Raw genomic sequence first — 17,112 nt, forward strand, 5'->3', positions numbered from 1 at the left:
AGAAAAAAGCGAAGTGATAAAGTGGATAAAGTCCTTACTCCTGAGGAAGTTAACATTTTTCCTTATGAATATATAGAAAAAGGTTCTATTTATACTTTCAAACCTGAAGTTTCAAGAGAAGTTACGAACTACACCCATGGTATGCACAATTATCCAGCAAAGTATATACCTCAAATTCCTAGATGGGCTTTTTTATATAGCGACCTAAAAAAAGGGGACGTTGTTTTAGATCCTTTTAATGGAAGTGGCACAACTTCATTAGAAGCTAAACTGCAAGGTTTTAACTCATATGCGACAGAGATAAACCCATTAGGGAGACTGTTAGCAAAGGTTAAAACTACTCCAATGCATTTTTTAAACGAACTCAATATTGAGATTCTAATAAGTTCAATTAAACATATCTTCCTTCAAGATGACAGCTATATTAAAATAGATAACTCAGAAGAGGATATTAACCTTCACGAGAATTGGAATTTTTGGTTTGAGGAACAGAATGCCATAGATTTGATAAGAATAAAAAGAATAATCAGGAACTTAGATACAGAATCTGTTGGGTTTACTATAGACAATAAAGAGCTAAGTGACTTGAAGGACTTCTTGATAATTTGTTATTCATCTATGGTTAAGAAAGTTTCATACTTCGATGAACGAGAGATTAAAGTACGAAAAAAGAAAGACAAATTTGATGAAGGATTACCTGATACGTTGGATATATTTTTGAAGGTAGTTCATAAGCACTTGGAGAGTATGATTGAATTTTCCAATCATGTAAAGGGTACTAATACAGTTTCTGAAATTGTCCCTAGAGATGCAACTGAAATAGAATTAAATGACAATTATGTAGACTTAATTGTAACTTCTCCACCTTACCTTAATGCTATCGATTACCCAATGGCTCACAAGTATAACTTATTCTTTTTAGACTTAGTTAACCCTGATGATTATTCAAATCACTGCAGAGATTATGTGGGAGTAACTGAGAGAGTCGTGACAAAGTCTTTATATTCTCAAAAAAGACTTTTAGGATATAAAGTTGTTGATGATATAATAGAGGATTTATATAGTACGGGAGACACTACGGACAGAAATCGAGCATATATTATTTGGCAATACTTTGACAATATGCTTAGGTTTTTGCAGGAGTCTTATCGTGTTTTAAAACCAGGTAAAAATTTAATTATTGTTATTGGTGATAATAACATCCGTAAAAGATATATCCCTACACATGAATATATTAGAGAATTAGCTACTTCTAATCGTGTTGGATTCGAATTAGATACCTATTTCTATCATCAGCTCAGGAACATAAAATTAAAAGTAAACAGAAACAAAACTGGTGGAAAAATTAAATACGAAATGATAATGATTCTTAAAAAGCCATTAAATTAATATTCGAAAAGGAAATGAGGGGAAGTTTGGTGCAGACTGACTATAGCACTTTGAAGCAATTAGACTGGCAATTTGGTGATTTTAAAAAAGAGGCGAAAAATTTCACTCATGATTTACATCCCTATTTTGGTAAATTTCACCCGATGATAGCAAGAACATTAATTGAAGAATTAGCTCCTGACTCTAAATATATTATTGACCCATTTTGCGGTAGCGGTACAACTTTAGTCGAGGCTAAAGCACTTGGTAAAAATGGAATTGGAGTGGATGCTAATCCCTTAGCTTCACTAATGGCGCAAGTGAAAACAACATCAATTGATAACTTTATATTAAAAGATATATACATGAACTTACCTGAATACTTACTGACCAAATATGAATATATTGATCACTATGAAGTTTTGGAGAAAATAGAGATTATTAAACCAGAAATTCATAATGAAAAAAAGTGGTTTCAAGATAATGTACTAAAAGAACTTGGTTTAATAAAATTAAGTATTGAAGAGTATTTTCAAACTAAGGATTGGCATGAAGATAAAGTACAGGCAGCTAAAAACTTATGTCTTCTAGCGTTTTCTAGAATTATCACTTCAGTTTCTAATCAACAAACAGAATCTAAGTATAAAGCTGTCGATAAGAATATAGAAAATGGAGTTGCAATCGACAAATTTGTAGACCACTTAAGAATTTGTATAGATAAAATAGAGGACTTCAATGGGAGTACTGGAAATGTTGAAATTGAGATACACAATAGTGATTCTAGGTATTTAAATTTTATTGAGGATGAGAAATGTGACTTCTTAGTAACATCTCCTCCATACCTGAATTCATGGGATTATGGACTTTATCATAAATTCAGATTTCTTTGGCTCAACCTTGGAGTTAAAGAATATAACAATAAAGAAATTGGAAGGCACCTTAGAAGAGTAGGGGATGTAGTTGATAGGTATAGAAACGATATGAGTCTATGCTTAAAGGAATTCTCTCGTGTTTTAAAACCAGGTAGTTATTGTTGTATTGTAAATGCAAATTCTATAGTAAAAAAAGAATATGTAAATACTACTGAAATAATAATAGAGGAAGCTAGAAAAGCTGATCTAATTCTCGAAGATATTGTTGATAAAAAAGTCTTTGGTCCACATTCTGGTATGCATGCCTCATTACTAACTAAAAAAACGGAAATAAAATCAAACCCTGCAACTGAAAAGATGAGAACTTCAGGTAAAGAAGAACAGATAATCATTCTAAAAAAGTATGATTCAAGCAAAGAATAGATTGTGACTGACAAATACTATTTCAAAAAGAATGACATCTATCCAGAAGATAGATGTCATTCTTTTTTTAACCTGTTTTATAAATTTTCCCCTTTAATGTGTGGGTTTCTTTATCATATCCCATATAAGTGAAGGGGTATAAATCTATGGGAATACTTTCTGGGATTTGAACGCTTTTAGCTATAAATCCATAATCAATTTTATCTATCTTGACGTTTAGAATAATTTCGAGACGACTAATTAATTCATTTTCTTTTTTTTTGTACTTTTTGAGCTTATTTAAATACTCACTATTTAAACTACTGTCAACTTCGAATAATAAGAGGTTTCCATCTTTATATAACAATATATCAGGTGAAAGATTGTAAATGCCTTCCCACAATTCATTTATCGAGGCTGTCTGTCCCATTCCTGACCTTCTTCCACCTGGCAAATCCTTATATAATAATTCCCAACCTTGATGAGTATAGTGAGTAATTGTGAAGTTTATTAAATAAGTTTGTGTGATCCTAATCACTTGTAATCATCCGCATACAATACTTTATCAGAAAATTCACGAATTAACTTATAATAAGTTTCATTTGGATACTTATGGAACCACCAGAAGTCTTGTGGTAAACAAGTAAAAAATGAGAAGAGTTCTTTAATCCTTTGTCCATTATTATCATAACATAATAGAATTTCGCACATTTTTACTAATCCTGGGTAAGGATCCATGCCACCTGTACCTTTAGAAAGCCATACACATCCCTTTGCCCCCGTAGGTCTATGTTTAAGTTCTTTTTTAAACTTAATTTGTGCTTCCCTGTCGCCTTGGCAACCATAACCTGGAATTCCTGTAAGAGCACAATTATCTCTTACTCCAATAGAGACCGTTACTCTATTATCTGTTTCAGTCACCCATCTTCTTTCTTTCCCATTTTTTCCATGTGTAACGGTATTAACATCAAAATCTTGAGCTTTTTCTTTCATATCAATAATCACTGATTCTGCTGTTATTGAAAACATTATTTCATCATTTACAGAAGAGTTCACCAATTCAATCAATGAATTTTTTGCCGATTCGAACTCTTTTTCGTCAAAAGTTAAGGCCATACAAGGAGTGTCATATATTACTGACGTTTTTAGAAAAGTTTGTAAGAACCAACTGTTATGGAGAGGGTATTTTTCGTAATCTACTTTTTGGAATATAACAGTTGGAACTTCTAAAGAAGCACTATTTACTAGGCGAGGAATTCTCTGTGCAACGTTATTATAAGTTAGAAGGTGGTAAGTTAATTCTATTGAAAGAAGTGGTTTGTCTTGTGTAGCAATAATAATATCTTGAGAACACCATTGAACTAAATCCTTTATGAAGTCAGGAGAAACTACTTCTTCTTCTAGAGTAGCACCCAAATTCAAATCATATGGGTAATAAACACCTTCTAAGTAACGGTGACCTACTGCTCTTTTACCACTAGAGCGTTTTGCTACATATACGCTATCAATTTCGAAGTCTAATTGGTCTCCAAATTCGTGAAGAAAATCCTGTATTTCAGCTTCAGTTTCCGCCCACAATGTTATTTTTTCCAAAAGAAACAAACCCTTCTATATATATATATCTTAAATTACCAATATGGTAGCACATTGTGCTCGTTCATACAACTTTATCAATGACTATAGTCATCCATTTTTGGTATAAATGTATCAATTAGATAATAGAATTATTAAGGGATGAAAGATCATGCAATATTTTTTGTTAGGAACTGTTGTTGGGATTGCAGTATGTATAGTTGTTAATGATGGCCAAAGAAGGTATAGAGGGGAAGATATGATAAAAATTTATACTTATAAAGATTTGGTTAGTATGAAATCAGAACTACCGAAAGTCGTTGCAGAATATATCGAAGGGGAATTTAAATTCCTCTAAGATTAATTAGGTGTAAGGTTAATTTATGGGAGTTTTCACTTCTGCTTTTTCACCTATGATAATATGGGAAAGTAAGGAAGAAATGAATCGGAAACTACAGAACACTTCAAATATTGAATAATGTTCATAGGGAAGAATGTCCACCAGATTGAAAACTTATGAGCTCAAGAATTAAATAATACAAATGTATTAAGAGTAATATGGTAGAAGGGAGAATGAAAATGGGAATGCATGACCGGTTACTAGATAGGCAAAGTGAGTATGGCTTTACTACTTTTGGTGATAATTATGTGTGTGCACAGTGTATAAATGAAAATGTTCTACAAACCTATATTAAGGAAAATGCATGCTCGACTTATTGTGACTACTGTGGACGTAATAATGAGGAAGGTTCCTGGATAGCAGCAGATATTGATGAGGTGATGGAATTTATAATTGACCATATTAAATATGAGTGGGGGAACCCTGATGATGAAGGTGTTGGTTATGACTCAAGAGAAGGAGGGTATCTTGGGGTTTCTGTTTATGATGGCTGGGATTTTTCTGAAGATGTTTTATGTGATGAAGCGGAAATTGAAAATTCCGATTTAATAGAAGATATAAGAGAAAAATTAATGGATACAATGTGGTGTGAAATTGACCCATATGGATTATCTAAGGGAGAGGAATTGTCTTTCTCTTGGAGGGCTTTTTCAAATCTGGTTAAATATGAGACTAGATATGTATTCTATAAAGTAACAGATTCTAACGCTGACGACAGTTTCATTAATCCTTATGAAATTATAGATTTTATTGGTTCAATGGTGGCAGATATAGGTCTGATCAAAAATATACCTTCCAAAGAAATATTTTACAGAGTTCGTGTTTCTAGTGATGGGGAATTCTTTTATTCTTCTAAAAAAATAGGGACACCACCCAGGGAATATGCTATTAATTCTAATAGAATGAGTCCCGCAGGTATTCCTATGTTTTATGGTGCTGCCGAGAAAGAAACAGCTCTTAAGGAAGTTGACTATAATCCCCGTAAAGACGTAGTAGCAAGCATTGGAGAGTTCAAGAATAATAGGGATTTAACCATTCTTGATTTAACATTACTACCTAAAGTACCTAGTATTTTTAATGAAGATGAAAGAGAAAAAAGACATGTAATACATTTTTTCTACAACTTTCTTGATGACTTTACTAAACCTATTAGTAAAGATGGCAAAGAACATGTTGATTATGTTCCAACTCAAATAGTTACTGAATATTTTAGACACATATTTAAAACTGAAAAATGCGAGTCTCTAGATGGTATTAGATTTAAAAGTTCTAGGGATGGAAAACAATCCTACGTTCTCTTCTTTGAAAATAAGGATTTTGGAGAACAGGATGGTAACAGCACTGCATGTGAGATGATATTAACTAAGGTATCACACTTAACTAGCTGAATTTAAAAAACTTCATTTTATTCATTACGGTGAAGATATATTAATGTTAAACATAATGGATAGCAGGGGATGAAAAAGATGAGTGGAAACAGAAGCTTTTTATATAGTTTGAATCCAATTGGAATAGGGACAAATTCCGTGGAAAGTATAACCAGTTATATTAAAAGGATATCTGACGAACATTTAGTACCGTCTACTCGATTATTAGATTTTATATTGGAAAAGTACGGTGACTCAGGTTATTTAAGAAGATACAATTTCAAAGGAAAGAAAGTATCTAAAATACTAACAAATACAGAATTTGGACTAAAATTTTTGGAAGCACTTACGTTTTCTTCACCCAGAGATGATCTGCACTATATGACAATGTTAAATTTGAGTAGAATGTTAAATAAACTCAAATTCAATGAGTATAGAAAATGGTGCCCTATGTGCATTGAAAAAATGAAGGAAGATGGAGGAATCTTCTATGAACCATTGATATGGACAATTTATGATGTTAAATACTGTAAGGAACATAATGTATATTTAAGTGAACGATGTGAACATTGTAATAGTAAGTTGAATCACATCCATCCTAGTAACTTAATAGCGTTTTGCTATAACTGTCACTCCTTCCTTGGGGGAACAGGAGTGAGGATAGATTCTAATGTAGAAGTGATTGATAAGCATAATTTGAATAATTTTGAAGAGTTAATTGCCAAAATACCAAATATGAATAGTTGTCCAGTTAAATTGTTCAACACATTTTTTATTAGAAATTTAAAAGATCGAACTGGTTCTATAGAGGTTATTGCTGAGGCCTCAGGAGTGAAAGAATCAACGGTTTACGCTTGGATAAGGGGAGATTACAGCCCTAAAGTTCAAAATATTTTGAATATATCTTATTCTTTTGATATTTCAGTTTATGATTTAATGTTTCAAAAAGGAATTGAGAAAATAACTAAGGGTCAAATTAGTAATAGTATCCCATTAAAAAGAACTGCAGCATTTGAATATACTAGTGGGCTTGATATTGTAGGATCAGATGTAGAAGTTCGTAGGTTATTTATTGAGAAGGAATTGGATAGAGCTTTAAAAACGAAAATTCCTATAAGCAAGAACGATTTTTTAATAAAGGTTAATATTTCTGAACGTACTTTAAGGAAATATCAGAATAAAAAAGTGAATGAGTTAGTTCAAAGGTACGAAGAATATCAAAAAAATGAAGTAAGGAAGAGGGAGAATGAAACTAAAAAACTAATTTATGAAGCAATTATGCTTTTGCATTCTAACGATGTTTATCCGAGCGTGGATACTGTTGCAGCAAAAATTAACTCTCCTAACGTTTTTCGGATTCAAAAATACAATAAATATAGGAAAGAGTTATTGGAAGAGCTAGGGTATAATTTTGATGAAGCATAAGTTTTCCTAAAGTTCTTTAATGAAGCATAAAGCTTCCTAAAGTTCAAAAAATGAAGTAATAGAGTTTCCTAGAGTTCAATTATCGAAGAGTGTTTTAGTGATTACATTGAAAGAACTACTGTAAACCCTTGCCATGACTGGGGTGGAAGACTTATGCTTCATTGGGGGAAATTTAATGCTTCACGTCACATTTATCAGAACTTTTAAATCACCTCACGTGTCAGGAGTTTTATCATTGAAGCTTCTTGGATCACTCCTTCTATTATTGTTGATCATACCTGTTCTTGTATCGGGATGTGGTTTCACTTCGGATGAACCTGAAGTGGAATATATACAGAAAACAGGAGTTGTCAAAGAACGGAGTGAATCCAACACCCGTATATTAGTGGAATCTGAAAAGAAAGAAGAATTGTACTGGTTCATTATTTCGGAGGAGGAATTCCGAGCTATTGAAACCGGAGATAACGTTATCGTTACATATAATAGGTACCAGGCATGGATGACTCAAGATCCCCCATCGGAGGAGCTGAAAGTGTAAAGGTTATTGATTAGCAACTCACGTCAGACGAAGGAGAAATACATATGAAAATGATAATGGAAAGAACGCACGAATATGTTAAAGAATACGAAAAAAATGAACAGGGAGACCTTATCGAAATTGCTTCGGTATTGCGTTATTCCTCGAGCAATAAAGACGGAACGAAACGATCCAGAACGGAATCGCTTGTCGCTTATTACCGTCCGTACCCGATTGAAAACTTGACTTTAACGGAAAGAGAAGAACTTCAGAGTTACCCTTCTATAAGGAAGGAATCTTTCATTTCCTTGCAGGAAGCGAACCGGATCCAGGAAGATTTCAAAAAGGATCCTTATTCCATTTTCACCTTCACTCCGAGCAGGTGAATGGTTTTGACCGGAACAGAGCTATAGGAAAAGCCTTTGAGTGCAGGGAGGGCCACGACATGTGTGCCGCTCTCCTTTATGCTCAAAGGCTTTTTTATCGGTATACGTTCTTAGGATTTATGCTTTATCTTCTCCGATGATCCTGACTTCCCGTTCGAGATCCACGCCGGAGTTCTCTTTGACGGTCTTCTGGACATGTTCGATCACCGCAATGTAATCCGTGGTTGTGGCGTTGTCTTTGTTTACGATGAATCCGGCATGCTTCGTGGACACTTCGGCGCCGCCGATATTCGTTCCCTGAAGCTTACTGTCCTGGATGAGTTTTCCGGCGAAATGGCCGGGTGGACGTTTGAACACACTGCCGCAGGACGGATATTCAAGTGGCTGTTTGGATTCACGACGCCAGGTCAAATCATCCACGACGGCCTTTATGTCTTCGTATTTACCAGGTTTCAGATGGAAAGTCGCTTCCACCACGATGTCCCCGTTGTCCGGGATATTACTGCTCCGGTAATCGAGGTCGAGTTCTCTCGCGTTCCGTTTTACCAGATTCCCATGTTTGTCGACGACATAGGCGTAATCGAGCACGTCTTTGATCTCTCCGCCGTACGCACCTGCGTTCATATAAAGAGCTCCGCCGACTGTGCCCGGAATACCGCAGGCGAATTCGAGACCGGATAGATTCTGTTCCAGCGAGTAGCGGGAGGCATCGATGATCCTGGCCCCACTCTGGGCCACGAGAGTCTCCCCTTCGCTGCTGATATCATTCAGATACTTCAGGTTCATGATGACTCCGCGGATACCGCCATCTTTTATGATCAGGTTCGATCCGTTGCCGAGCAGTGTGTGCCTGATTCCGATACTGTTTGTGAACTTCACGACTTCCTGCACTTCTTTGAACGTCGTCGGCATGACGAAAAAGTCGGCGTTGCCTCCAAGTTTCGTATATAAATGATCTTTGAGCGGTTCATCCATTTTTACATATTCAGGTTTAACAATGTCCTTCAGGGCACTGTATATCTCGTTTTTTTCCATATAAGTACACTTCCTCGTCGATAATCTGTTCCTATCTAAGTTTATAACAATCTGTCTTCATTGGAAAGAGGGGACTTCTCCCTCTCGCATTAAGCATATGTTACGCCTTTGTGAAAGTTTCTCCTATTCAGAAAACTCATTGCTAAATCACCGATAAACTAGTATCATCATTGTAAACTTGTTTTGAAAGGATGCTATGCGATGTCTGAAAAGAAAGATTTGAGAATAAGAAGTAAAGTCATCAGTGACGATGAAAATAGAGTGGCGAACCGGGCGATGCTGAGAGCCGTAGGTTTCAAGGATGAGGATTTCAAAAAGCCGATGATCGGTATTGCGAGTACGTGGAGTGAAGTTACGCCGTGTAACGTACATATTAATGAACTGGCACGGAAAGCGAAGAGCGGAGCCGGTGATAACGGTGGAGCACCGATGATATTCAATACGATTACGGTCTCTGACGGAATTGCGATGGGGCACGAAGGGATGCATTATTCGCTTCCGAGTCGTGAAATCATCGCGGATTCCATTGAAACGGTAACCGGAGCGGAGCGGCTCGACGGCGTCGTAGCTATCGGCGGGTGTGACAAGACGACACCTGGCTGTATGATCGCATTGAGCCGTCTGAACCTTCCATCGGTTTATATCTACGGAGGAACAATCCAGCCTGGTAAGCTCGACGGGAAGGATATCGACATCGTTTCTTCTTTCGAGGCGGTCGGTCAGTACCAGAGTGGAGAAATCGACGCTGAACAGTTGCACCGCGTAGAGTGTAACGCCTGTCCGGGTGCAGGTGCCTGTGGCGGCATGTATACCGCGAACACAATGGCAGCGGCTGTCGAAGCTCTAGGTATGAGCATCCCTGGTTCTTCCTCGACGCCGGCGATCAACGATTATAAAGAAGAAGAGTGCCGTCAGGCCGGAGAACTCGTCGTCGAATTGCTCGAAAAAGAGATTTACCCGAAAGATATCATGACAAAAGAAGCTTTTGAAAATGCAATCACCGTAGTGATGGCGCTTGGTGGTTCGACGAACGCGTTCCTTCACCTGACAGCGATGGCCAACGCAGCAGAAGTGGATATCGACCTGGATGATTTCGAACGTATCCGCCGTAAAGTCCCTTTCCTCGCAGATATGAAACCGAGCGGAACGTACGTCATGCAGGACCTTTACGAAGCGGGTGGCGTGCCTGCTGTGATGAAGCTTCTCAATGATAATGGGTACTTGCGCGGGGACTGCCTGACAGTGACAGGCAAGACGATCTCCGAGAATCTTGAAAGCGTCGATCCACTGAAGGACGGCCAGAAAGTCATCCGTCCGCTTGATAATCCGATCAAAGCGGAAGGTTCTCTCGTATTGATGAAAGGGAATCTCGCGCCGGACGGAGCTGTAGCGAAAATGTCAGGCCTTAAAATCACCAACTTTGAAGGTCCGACGAAAGTATACGACAGCGAAGCCGAAGCGACAGCCGCGATTTCGAACAGTGAAGTGAAAGAAGGCGACGTCGTCGTCATCAGAAATGTCGGTCCAAAAGGCGGACCGGGTATGCCTGAGATGCTTTCGATCACTGCGATGCTTGTCGGACAGGGACTCGGTGGCAAAGTGGCCCTTCTTACGGATGGTCGTTTCTCCGGTGGCAGCCACGGATTCGTCATCGGTCATATTTCTCCTGAAGCTTATGTCGGTGGTCCGATCGGGTTGCTTGAGAACGGAGATATCATCAACATCGATAGTAAAACCCAGGAAATCAATATGAAAGTGAGTGACGAAGAACTCGAAGCACGGAAGAACCGCTGGGAACGTCCGGAACCGAAATATAAGCGCGGCGTTCTCGCCAAATATTCGAAACTCGTTTCCTCTGCGGCCAAAGGAGCGGTCACAGACGACCCTGACGAATAATGACATGACCAGCCGCTCTCCTTGATTAATAGGGAGGGCGGCTTTTTTTGTGGGGGAGGGGAAGGTCATTGCGTTGAGGTATTTTGATCCACGGCCCAAAACGGGTGAGATTTTACGTGATATGCTCCCATGAATGTTGAGAATCAGAAGGAAGTTTCGACTTTTTCTAATATAATGTTTAACTACCGTTTTTTCAGGAAACATACAAAGCAAACACGTTTTGAAGGAGTGAAAGGCTTTGGATTTGAAAAAAGAAATAACTAAACTAGAGAATGTACACTTAATGAAACCGGAAAAAGTATTTACTATGTATTTAAATACAGATCCATCCGATCCTGACCAGCAGGGCGGTGAATGGAAGATCCATCTGAAGAATGGACTGAACAATTTCGAACATTATCTTCAGGAAGATGGAGATTCCGATGAGAAACGTAACTACTGGGCTGTGAAGGAAAAGGTAGAAAACTATGTTAAGGAAAATGAACAGGACTTTGCTAAAAGTCTGGTCATCATCGCTTCAGCCGATGAAACAGTCTGGTTCGCAGAGAGATTCCAGTTACCTGTAGGGACAGCGTTCTACTGGGAAGAGCAGCCGGTCGTGGACCAGCTTAAGAAAATGTATGAAGAATTCCCGAAAACGGGCATCATACTTACCCAAAAAGAAAATATCAAACTGATCGACGCAGAGCTCGGTCAGCTCAAAGATACGAAAATGTATGAACTGGACCTTGCTACAGAAGATTGGAGACTCCATCAGGGAGGTCACGGCGCAGGCGCTTCCATGGGTAGCGGTGGCGCGAAGCAGTCGAAGTCCGATCAGTATAATGAAAGATTCGAAGCTAACCGTTATCGCTGGTATAAGAGTGTAGCTCCGAAACTTGATAAACAGGCGAAAGAACTCGGCTGGGAACGCATCATTATGGTCGGAGACAAAGAAGAAATCGACGACCTCAGAGACAATATGAATAAAGAAGCCGACAAAGTAGTCAATAAGAACTTGCTTGATCACGAAGAGATGAAAGTTATCGACCAGGTTCTGTATGAAGAATAGTTGGTAAGCAGTCCCTGTAGTCAATGTTGACTGCAGGGGCTTTTTTTGATTGGAAATCTTTTCAGAACTGTGAAGAGCTGCAAGCGATAATTCAGTGAAATGTGTTAAAATAAAAAATGATTGAATGGAACAGGAGAGTGGACCAATGTACGTCGTAGATTCAAAAGTGACCGTCCCTGATCATAAAGCGGACGATCTGATTTCCATCTATCAGAACCGCTCCCGTCTGGTGGACGGACAAGCAGGCTTCCTTTCTTTTCAACTCCTGCAGAATGAACATCGTCCCGGGGAGCTTACGGTGCACATGGAATGGGAAAGCAAACAGGCTTATCTCGATTGGGCCCGGAGTGAACAGTTCAAAAAGATTCACGAACTGGAGAAGAACTATCCGGATCAGGAATTACAGGGATACGTACCGAAAGTATATAAATATGAGGTAGTTGCCACATGAGAGAAGAGGCGAAGCAGTATATCACGGACTGCGTGGTAAAGGAGTTCTATTTGAATTACCCATGGCTTGAAGAGAAGTTCGGGGAAAAGGGTAGAAAACATACCCGTGAAGATAATGAACACCACCTCCGTCACCTTGAACTGGCTTATGAACTTGATGATGAAAAGATTTTCAAAGATTATTCGATATGGTTGAATGACGTCCTCGTTTCCCGCGGAGTGGGCACGAGGCTCATCATCGAAAATTATGATATGATACAAAGATATATGCAGGATGTGGAAATAGATCAACAGGAGCGGAGTTTCTACACACATGTGCTGGAAACATCGATTTCTTACTTGAAGCAGATGACAAACACGGGGTGAACAAAGGATGAAAGAAGCATACGAACAACTTGCCGCTCTGTTAGTAGAGGGGGAAGAGAAGAAAGCTCTTCAGCTCGTCCGGGAATGGAGAGACAAGCTGCCATTGATGGAAGTTCATGAAGAGATCATCACTCCCGCTATGTACCATGTAGGGGAATTATGGAAAAGGAATGAAATCTCCGTGGCTGATGAGCATCTTGCTACAGCGATTTGCGATTACATTATGACGCTCCTATCTCCAAGAAACTACGAAACCCATGGAAGGAAAGCGGTATTTTTCAATGTAGAGGAAGAAGAGCATCATCTGGGACTGAAAATGGCAGCGGATCTCTTCCGGGAAGAAGGATGGGAAGCGAGATTTCTCGGATCCGGAGTGCCGAATGATCATGTTCTCGCGCAGATCGAAAAATTCCAGCCGGAAGTCATTTGTGTGTCGGCTTCTCTTTCTTATAGAGTGCCGTCTCTTCAAAAGATCATCCGTATTTTGAGAGAACGTATACCGGAAGCATTTATTCTGATTGGAGGGCGTATCGTGAAGAACTATGGCAGGGAAGAGTGGAATGAATCCCGGGTCCAGACCCTTCGTACGTTACCCGAAATCAAAGACTGGCTTATCAGGGAGAAGGAGGGTGTTTTCGATGAAAAAATATGAAACAGCTTTCCCGCTCCCGTATTTTGAGGTGGATGAGTTCTGGGACATCCATGGGTATTCTAAAGAAGCGGAGGAGATATTCGGCGTTCCCCGTAATCTCAGAGAAGTCGTGGACTATGAAACCTCAGGAAAAGCAAAAGAGTGGATCCGACCGACACATGAGAAGGCAGCTGTGGAAGTGAATGTCATAAAGGGGAACGGGGATGTCATCCTCGCTGATGTTTACGTTACCTGGAAGAACGCTCAGGCAGCGGAAGTACTTTTGATACCGAAAGATCATCATATCGATAAAGTGGCCACCCGGCTTAAATCGATGCAGACCGAACTGACGAAAACGAAAAGTGAACTCGTAGATGAGAAAGAACGGCTCGAGAACGTAACGGTGCAGAACAATAAGCTGTCCGCTCCTTTCATCTCGCTTACAGAACAAGCGGCACTTGTGCCACTGTTCGGGGACCTTACGCATGAGAAAATAATGAGTGTGGAAGAGACGCTGCTCGAAGACGTGCGCGACAGTGAAGCGGATCGGATTCTTTTCGATTTTACAGCTGTAGGTTCCATTGAGAAGGAAGGCTTCGAATTCCTTGCTTCTGTGATGAAAGCCCTCAGTCATATGGGAGTGGATCTTACAGTGATAGGACTTCGCCCGACTCATGTGCCGAATATCTATAAATGGTCTCTGCCTTCGAATGTGCAGTTCATGCAATCTTTGGAGCAGGTAGTCGCAAATTATCTGAACGAACAAAAGAAGCTGTTGGAGGAAGAGAAGGAGGAGTAGCGTCTCTTCTTCCGGGGAGCTTTCTATATTTTGTAAGGTGATCAGTAAATAATGATTGCGAAAAGTCAGAAAGTATTTTATAGTTAAAGGAGAAAAGGTATTCTATTTTTTTGAACTAAAAATGAATGAGTATTCATTCAAAAGGATGCAAGGGGGATCTTATTATGACTCGAAAAATCAGACGGGCCGCAGTACTCGGTTCCGGTGTCATGGGAGCCGGGATAGCTGCTCATTTGGCTAACGTCGGTATTCCGGTACTAATGATGGATATTTTACCGAAAGACCTGACGGATAAGGAGAAAAAACAGGGACTCACGATGGAAGACAAGCAGGTGAGAAACCGGGTTGCGGAGTCAGGTAAGGAAGGTCTGAAGAAACAGAAGCCTTCCCCACTGACTTCCAAAGAAAATTTACACCTCATTGAAACCGGTAACATGACGGATGATATGGAAAAGCTATCAGAAGTCGACTGGGTAGTCGAGGTCGTTGTAGAGAATCTGGATATCAAAAAATCCGTATTTGTGGAAGTCGACAAACATAGAAAACAAGGATCGATCATCAGTTCCAACACATCAGGGATTTCCATCGAGGCGATGTCCGAAGATTGCAGTGACGATATGAAGAAACATTTCCTCGGTACACACTTCTTCAACCCGCCACGTTATCTGAAACTGCTCGAAGTGATTCCTACGTCGAACACGGACCGGGACGTACTGGAATTCATGAAGAAGTTCGGCGAGGATACACTCGGCAAAGGTGTCGTAGAGGCGAAAGATACTCCGAATTTTATCGCCAATCGCATCGGCACTTACGGGTTACTGGTTACAGTGAGAGAAATGCTCGATCAGAACCTCAGCGTCGGGGAAGTGGATTCGATAACCGGACCTATGATCGGCAGGCCGAAAAGCGCAACATTCCGAACACTTGATGTCGTAGGGCTGGATACATTCATTCATGTAGCGAACAACGTTCATGATCAGGTTCAGGGTCAGGAAAAAGAGGTCTTCGAGGTCCCGGATTTCATGAAGGACATGAACGAAAAAGGATGGATCGGCCAAAAGGCAGGTCAGGGTTTCTTCCAGAAAAAGAAAAGCGAAAAAGGGTCTGAAATTCTCGAACTGAATCCGGAAACGATGGAATATCAGGAGCGCGGAAAGATGAAAACGAAAGCGACGGAGGTGGCCGGGCAGCAGAAAGGCCCGAAACAGAAGCTTGCTTCCCTCGTTAAAGCGAAAGGAGATAGTGCCGGAGACTTCGTCTGGTCGATCGTGAAACCTGTCCTATTGTATTCTGCGGAACTCACCGGCGAAATTTCGGACGATATCGTATCCATTGATGAAGCGATGCGCTGGGGGTTCGGCTGGGATCTCGGTCCGTTTGAGATGTGGGATGCTATCGGTCTCCGTACATCCGCAGAACGGATGAAAGAAGAAGGGGAAAGCCTTCCGGAATGGATAGAAACGATGCTCGATAAAGGATATGAAACTTTTTATAAAAAGGAAAATGGAAACGTTTACTATTATCATAATCAGGACTATCATCAGCAAAATTTCAATGACAAACAGATCAACCTCAAACGTCTGAAGGAGACGAAGGAGGTTCTTGCGAAAAATGCCGGTGCCAGTATCATCGACCTCGGTGACGGGGTAGCGGGACTCGAGTTCCACTCCCAAAGTAACGCTATCGGGATGGATGTCATCCAGATGATCAATAAAGCTGTGGATATGGTGGATGAAGATTTCAAAGGGCTTGTCATCGGTAACCAGGGCAGCAACTTCTGTGTCGGTGCCAATCTCGGTATGATGCTGATGGAAGCTCAGGATCAGAACTTTTTCGAAATCGAACTCGTCGTCAAGCAGTTCCAACAGGCGATGATGCGCATGAAATACTCCGATAAACCGGTCGTTGCCGCACCATTTGGCATGACTCTGGGTGGAGGAGCGGAAGTATGCCTCCCATCCGCAGCAATCCAGGCCTCCAGCGAAACATACATGGGACTCGTAGAACCGGGCGTCGGCCTCATCCCTGGCGGAGGCGGAAACAAAGAGCTCTACCTCAAACACTTGAATAATCTGCCGGAGGGTATCGATTTCGACCTTCAGAAGATATCGAATAGCGTCTTTGAAAAAATAGCGACGGCGAAAACATCGACTTCCGGAGAAGAAGCCCGCCAGAACGGATTTCTGGACCGGATGGATGCCATTTCCGTTAACCAGGATCACCTTCTTCATGACGCCAAACAGAAAGTGCTCGGTCTCGCAGGATCCGGTTATCAGGCACCGAAACGAAAACCCGTTCCGGTCACCGGAGAATCAGGGTTTGCTACGATGTTGCTCGGCGCGAAACAGATGCACCTGAGCGGATATGCCTCGGATCATGATCTGAAGATCGCTGAAAAGCTTGCGTTCGTAATTGCCGGAGGACGCGTGAAAGAAGGTTCGAAAGTGGACGAACAATACCTGCTCGATCTTGAGAGAGAAGCTTTCCTCAGTCTGATCGGTGAAGCGAAAACACAACAGAGGATGCAACATATGCTACTAAAAGGAAAACCACTTCGTAACTAAAAGGGGGAGAA

At 40.3% G+C, this 17,112-nt stretch carries 17 protein-coding genes; 14 read left to right on the forward strand and 3 right to left on the reverse strand.

Going from position 1 to position 17,112, the window contains the following annotated elements; all coding sequences use genetic code 11:
* Positions 1 to 21 precede the first annotated feature (21 nt).
* Both BW944_RS06310 and BW944_RS06315 read left to right on the forward strand, forming a co-directional pair.
* Positions 22 to 1,389 (forward strand): DNA methyltransferase, encoded by a 1,368-nt coding sequence (locus BW944_RS06310; RefSeq protein WP_076557839.1) that lies wholly within the window; start codon positions 22 to 24, stop codon positions 1,387 to 1,389.
* A 29-nt stretch (positions 1,390 to 1,418) separates the two neighbouring features.
* On the forward strand, positions 1,419 to 2,663 hold the full coding sequence (locus tag BW944_RS06315; RefSeq protein WP_076557841.1) for a DNA methyltransferase: 1,245 nt from the start codon (positions 1,419 to 1,421) through the stop codon (positions 2,661 to 2,663).
* Positions 2,664 to 2,730: 67 nt separating this feature from the next.
* Here BW944_RS06315 and BW944_RS06320 read toward each other — a convergent pair whose 3' ends face one another.
* Both BW944_RS06320 and BW944_RS06325 read right to left on the reverse strand, forming a co-directional pair.
* Positions 2,731 to 3,180 carry a hypothetical protein gene (locus BW944_RS06320; protein WP_143525665.1) on the reverse strand — a complete coding sequence of 150 codons (450 nt, stop codon included), beginning with the start codon at positions 3,178 to 3,180 and terminating at the stop codon, positions 2,731 to 2,733.
* Positions 3,177 to 4,235 carry a hypothetical protein gene (locus tag BW944_RS06325; RefSeq protein ID WP_076557845.1) on the reverse strand — a complete coding sequence of 353 codons (1,059 nt, stop codon included), beginning with the start codon at positions 4,233 to 4,235 and terminating at the stop codon, positions 3,177 to 3,179. Before BW944_RS06325 ends, BW944_RS06320 begins: the two co-directional genes overlap by 4 nt.
* A 151-nt stretch (positions 4,236 to 4,386) precedes the next feature.
* Between BW944_RS06325 and BW944_RS06330 the strand changes: the two genes are divergently transcribed.
* The 5 genes from BW944_RS06330 (at position 4,387) to BW944_RS06350 (ending at position 8,309) form a co-directional block, all read left to right on the forward strand.
* Positions 4,387 to 4,572 carry a hypothetical protein gene (locus BW944_RS06330; RefSeq protein WP_076557847.1) on the forward strand — a complete coding sequence of 62 codons (186 nt, stop codon included), beginning with the start codon at positions 4,387 to 4,389 and terminating at the stop codon, positions 4,570 to 4,572.
* A gap of 221 nt (positions 4,573 to 4,793) precedes the next feature.
* The gene (locus BW944_RS06335) at positions 4,794 to 6,002 is read left to right on the forward strand and encodes a HEPN-associated N-terminal domain-containing protein (RefSeq protein ID WP_076557849.1); all 1,209 of its coding nucleotides are present in this window, start codon (positions 4,794 to 4,796) and stop codon (positions 6,000 to 6,002) included.
* A gap of 78 nt (positions 6,003 to 6,080) precedes the next feature.
* Positions 6,081 to 7,406, forward strand: a complete 1,326-nt coding sequence (locus BW944_RS06340) for a TniQ family protein (protein ID WP_076557851.1) — start codon at positions 6,081 to 6,083, stop codon at positions 7,404 to 7,406.
* A gap of 235 nt (positions 7,407 to 7,641) precedes the next feature.
* Positions 7,642 to 7,944 (forward strand): hypothetical protein, encoded by a 303-nt coding sequence (locus BW944_RS06345; RefSeq protein ID WP_076557853.1) that lies wholly within the window; start codon positions 7,642 to 7,644, stop codon positions 7,942 to 7,944.
* A 44-nt stretch (positions 7,945 to 7,988) separates the two neighbouring features.
* Positions 7,989 to 8,309 carry a hypothetical protein gene (locus tag BW944_RS06350; RefSeq protein WP_076557855.1) on the forward strand — a complete coding sequence of 107 codons (321 nt, stop codon included), beginning with the start codon at positions 7,989 to 7,991 and terminating at the stop codon, positions 8,307 to 8,309.
* 117 nt (positions 8,310 to 8,426) lie between these two features.
* Here the strand turns inward: BW944_RS06350 and murB are convergent, their stop codons facing one another.
* Entirely contained in the window at positions 8,427 to 9,344 is a 918-nt protein-coding gene (gene murB / locus BW944_RS06355) for a UDP-N-acetylmuramate dehydrogenase (protein ID WP_076557857.1), read from the reverse strand.
* 201 nt (positions 9,345 to 9,545) lie between these two features.
* Here murB and ilvD point away from each other — a divergent pair, with 201 nt between their 5' ends.
* The 7 genes from ilvD to BW944_RS06390 all read left to right on the forward strand — a co-directional run bounded on the left by ilvD (position 9,546) and on the right by BW944_RS06390 (position 17,101).
* A complete protein-coding gene (gene ilvD, locus BW944_RS06360) occupies positions 9,546 to 11,240 on the forward strand; it encodes a dihydroxy-acid dehydratase (RefSeq protein ID WP_076557859.1) in 1,695 nt (564 codons plus the stop codon).
* 238 nt (positions 11,241 to 11,478) lie between these two features.
* Entirely contained in the window at positions 11,479 to 12,291 is an 813-nt protein-coding gene (locus BW944_RS06365) for a VLRF1 family aeRF1-type release factor (RefSeq protein WP_076557862.1), read from the forward strand.
* Between the two features lie 145 nt (positions 12,292 to 12,436).
* A complete protein-coding gene (locus BW944_RS06370; protein ID WP_076557865.1) occupies positions 12,437 to 12,742 on the forward strand; it encodes an antibiotic biosynthesis monooxygenase family protein in 306 nt (101 codons plus the stop codon).
* On the forward strand, positions 12,739 to 13,107 hold the full coding sequence (locus tag BW944_RS06375; RefSeq protein ID WP_076557868.1) for a hypothetical protein: 369 nt from the start codon (positions 12,739 to 12,741) through the stop codon (positions 13,105 to 13,107). The genes BW944_RS06370 and BW944_RS06375 overlap by 4 nt, the downstream gene beginning before the upstream one ends.
* Positions 13,108 to 13,114: 7 nt before the next feature.
* Positions 13,115 to 13,759, forward strand: coding sequence for a cobalamin B12-binding domain-containing protein (locus BW944_RS06380; RefSeq protein WP_076557871.1), 645 nt, complete (start codon positions 13,115 to 13,117; stop codon positions 13,757 to 13,759).
* Entirely contained in the window at positions 13,746 to 14,537 is a 792-nt protein-coding gene (locus BW944_RS06385) for an STAS domain-containing protein (RefSeq protein ID WP_076557874.1), read from the forward strand. Before BW944_RS06380 ends, BW944_RS06385 begins: the two co-directional genes overlap by 14 nt.
* Before the next feature lie 164 nt (positions 14,538 to 14,701).
* Complete coding sequence (locus tag BW944_RS06390) at positions 14,702 to 17,101, forward strand: 3-hydroxyacyl-CoA dehydrogenase/enoyl-CoA hydratase family protein (RefSeq protein ID WP_076557877.1); 2,400 nt, start codon at positions 14,702 to 14,704, stop codon at positions 17,099 to 17,101.
* The last annotated feature ends 11 nt before the right edge of the window (positions 17,102 to 17,112 follow it).

Origin of the sequence: Salimicrobium flavidum (assembly GCF_900156645.1) — a bacterium.
In the GTDB taxonomy this organism is placed as follows: Bacteria; Bacillota; Bacilli; order Bacillales; family Halobacillaceae; genus Salimicrobium; species Salimicrobium flavidum.

Bases quoted from the DNA above. Each gene is read 5' to 3' on its own strand.
- BW944_RS06330 (WP_076557847.1), top strand. From the start codon at position 4,387: ATGCAATATTTTTTGTTAGGAACTGTTGTTGGGATTGCAGTATGTATA.
- BW944_RS06335 (WP_076557849.1), top strand. From the start codon at position 4,794: ATGGGAATGCATGACCGGTTACTAGATAGGCAAAGTGAGTATGGCTTT.
- BW944_RS06340 (WP_076557851.1), top strand. From the start codon at position 6,081: ATGAGTGGAAACAGAAGCTTTTTATATAGTTTGAATCCAATTGGAATA.
- BW944_RS06350 (WP_076557855.1), top strand. From the start codon at position 7,989: ATGAAAATGATAATGGAAAGAACGCACGAATATGTTAAAGAATACGAA.
- murB (WP_076557857.1), bottom strand. From the start codon at position 9,344: ATGGAAAAAAACGAGATATACAGTGCCCTGAAGGACATTGTTAAACCT.
- ilvD (WP_076557859.1), top strand. From the start codon at position 9,546: ATGTCTGAAAAGAAAGATTTGAGAATAAGAAGTAAAGTCATCAGTGAC.
- BW944_RS06370 (WP_076557865.1), top strand. From the start codon at position 12,437: ATGTACGTCGTAGATTCAAAAGTGACCGTCCCTGATCATAAAGCGGAC.
- BW944_RS06375 (WP_076557868.1), top strand. From the start codon at position 12,739: ATGAGAGAAGAGGCGAAGCAGTATATCACGGACTGCGTGGTAAAGGAG.
- BW944_RS06380 (WP_076557871.1), top strand. From the start codon at position 13,115: ATGAAAGAAGCATACGAACAACTTGCCGCTCTGTTAGTAGAGGGGGAA.
- BW944_RS06385 (WP_076557874.1), top strand. From the start codon at position 13,746: ATGAAAAAATATGAAACAGCTTTCCCGCTCCCGTATTTTGAGGTGGAT.
- BW944_RS06390 (WP_076557877.1), top strand. From the start codon at position 14,702: ATGACTCGAAAAATCAGACGGGCCGCAGTACTCGGTTCCGGTGTCATG.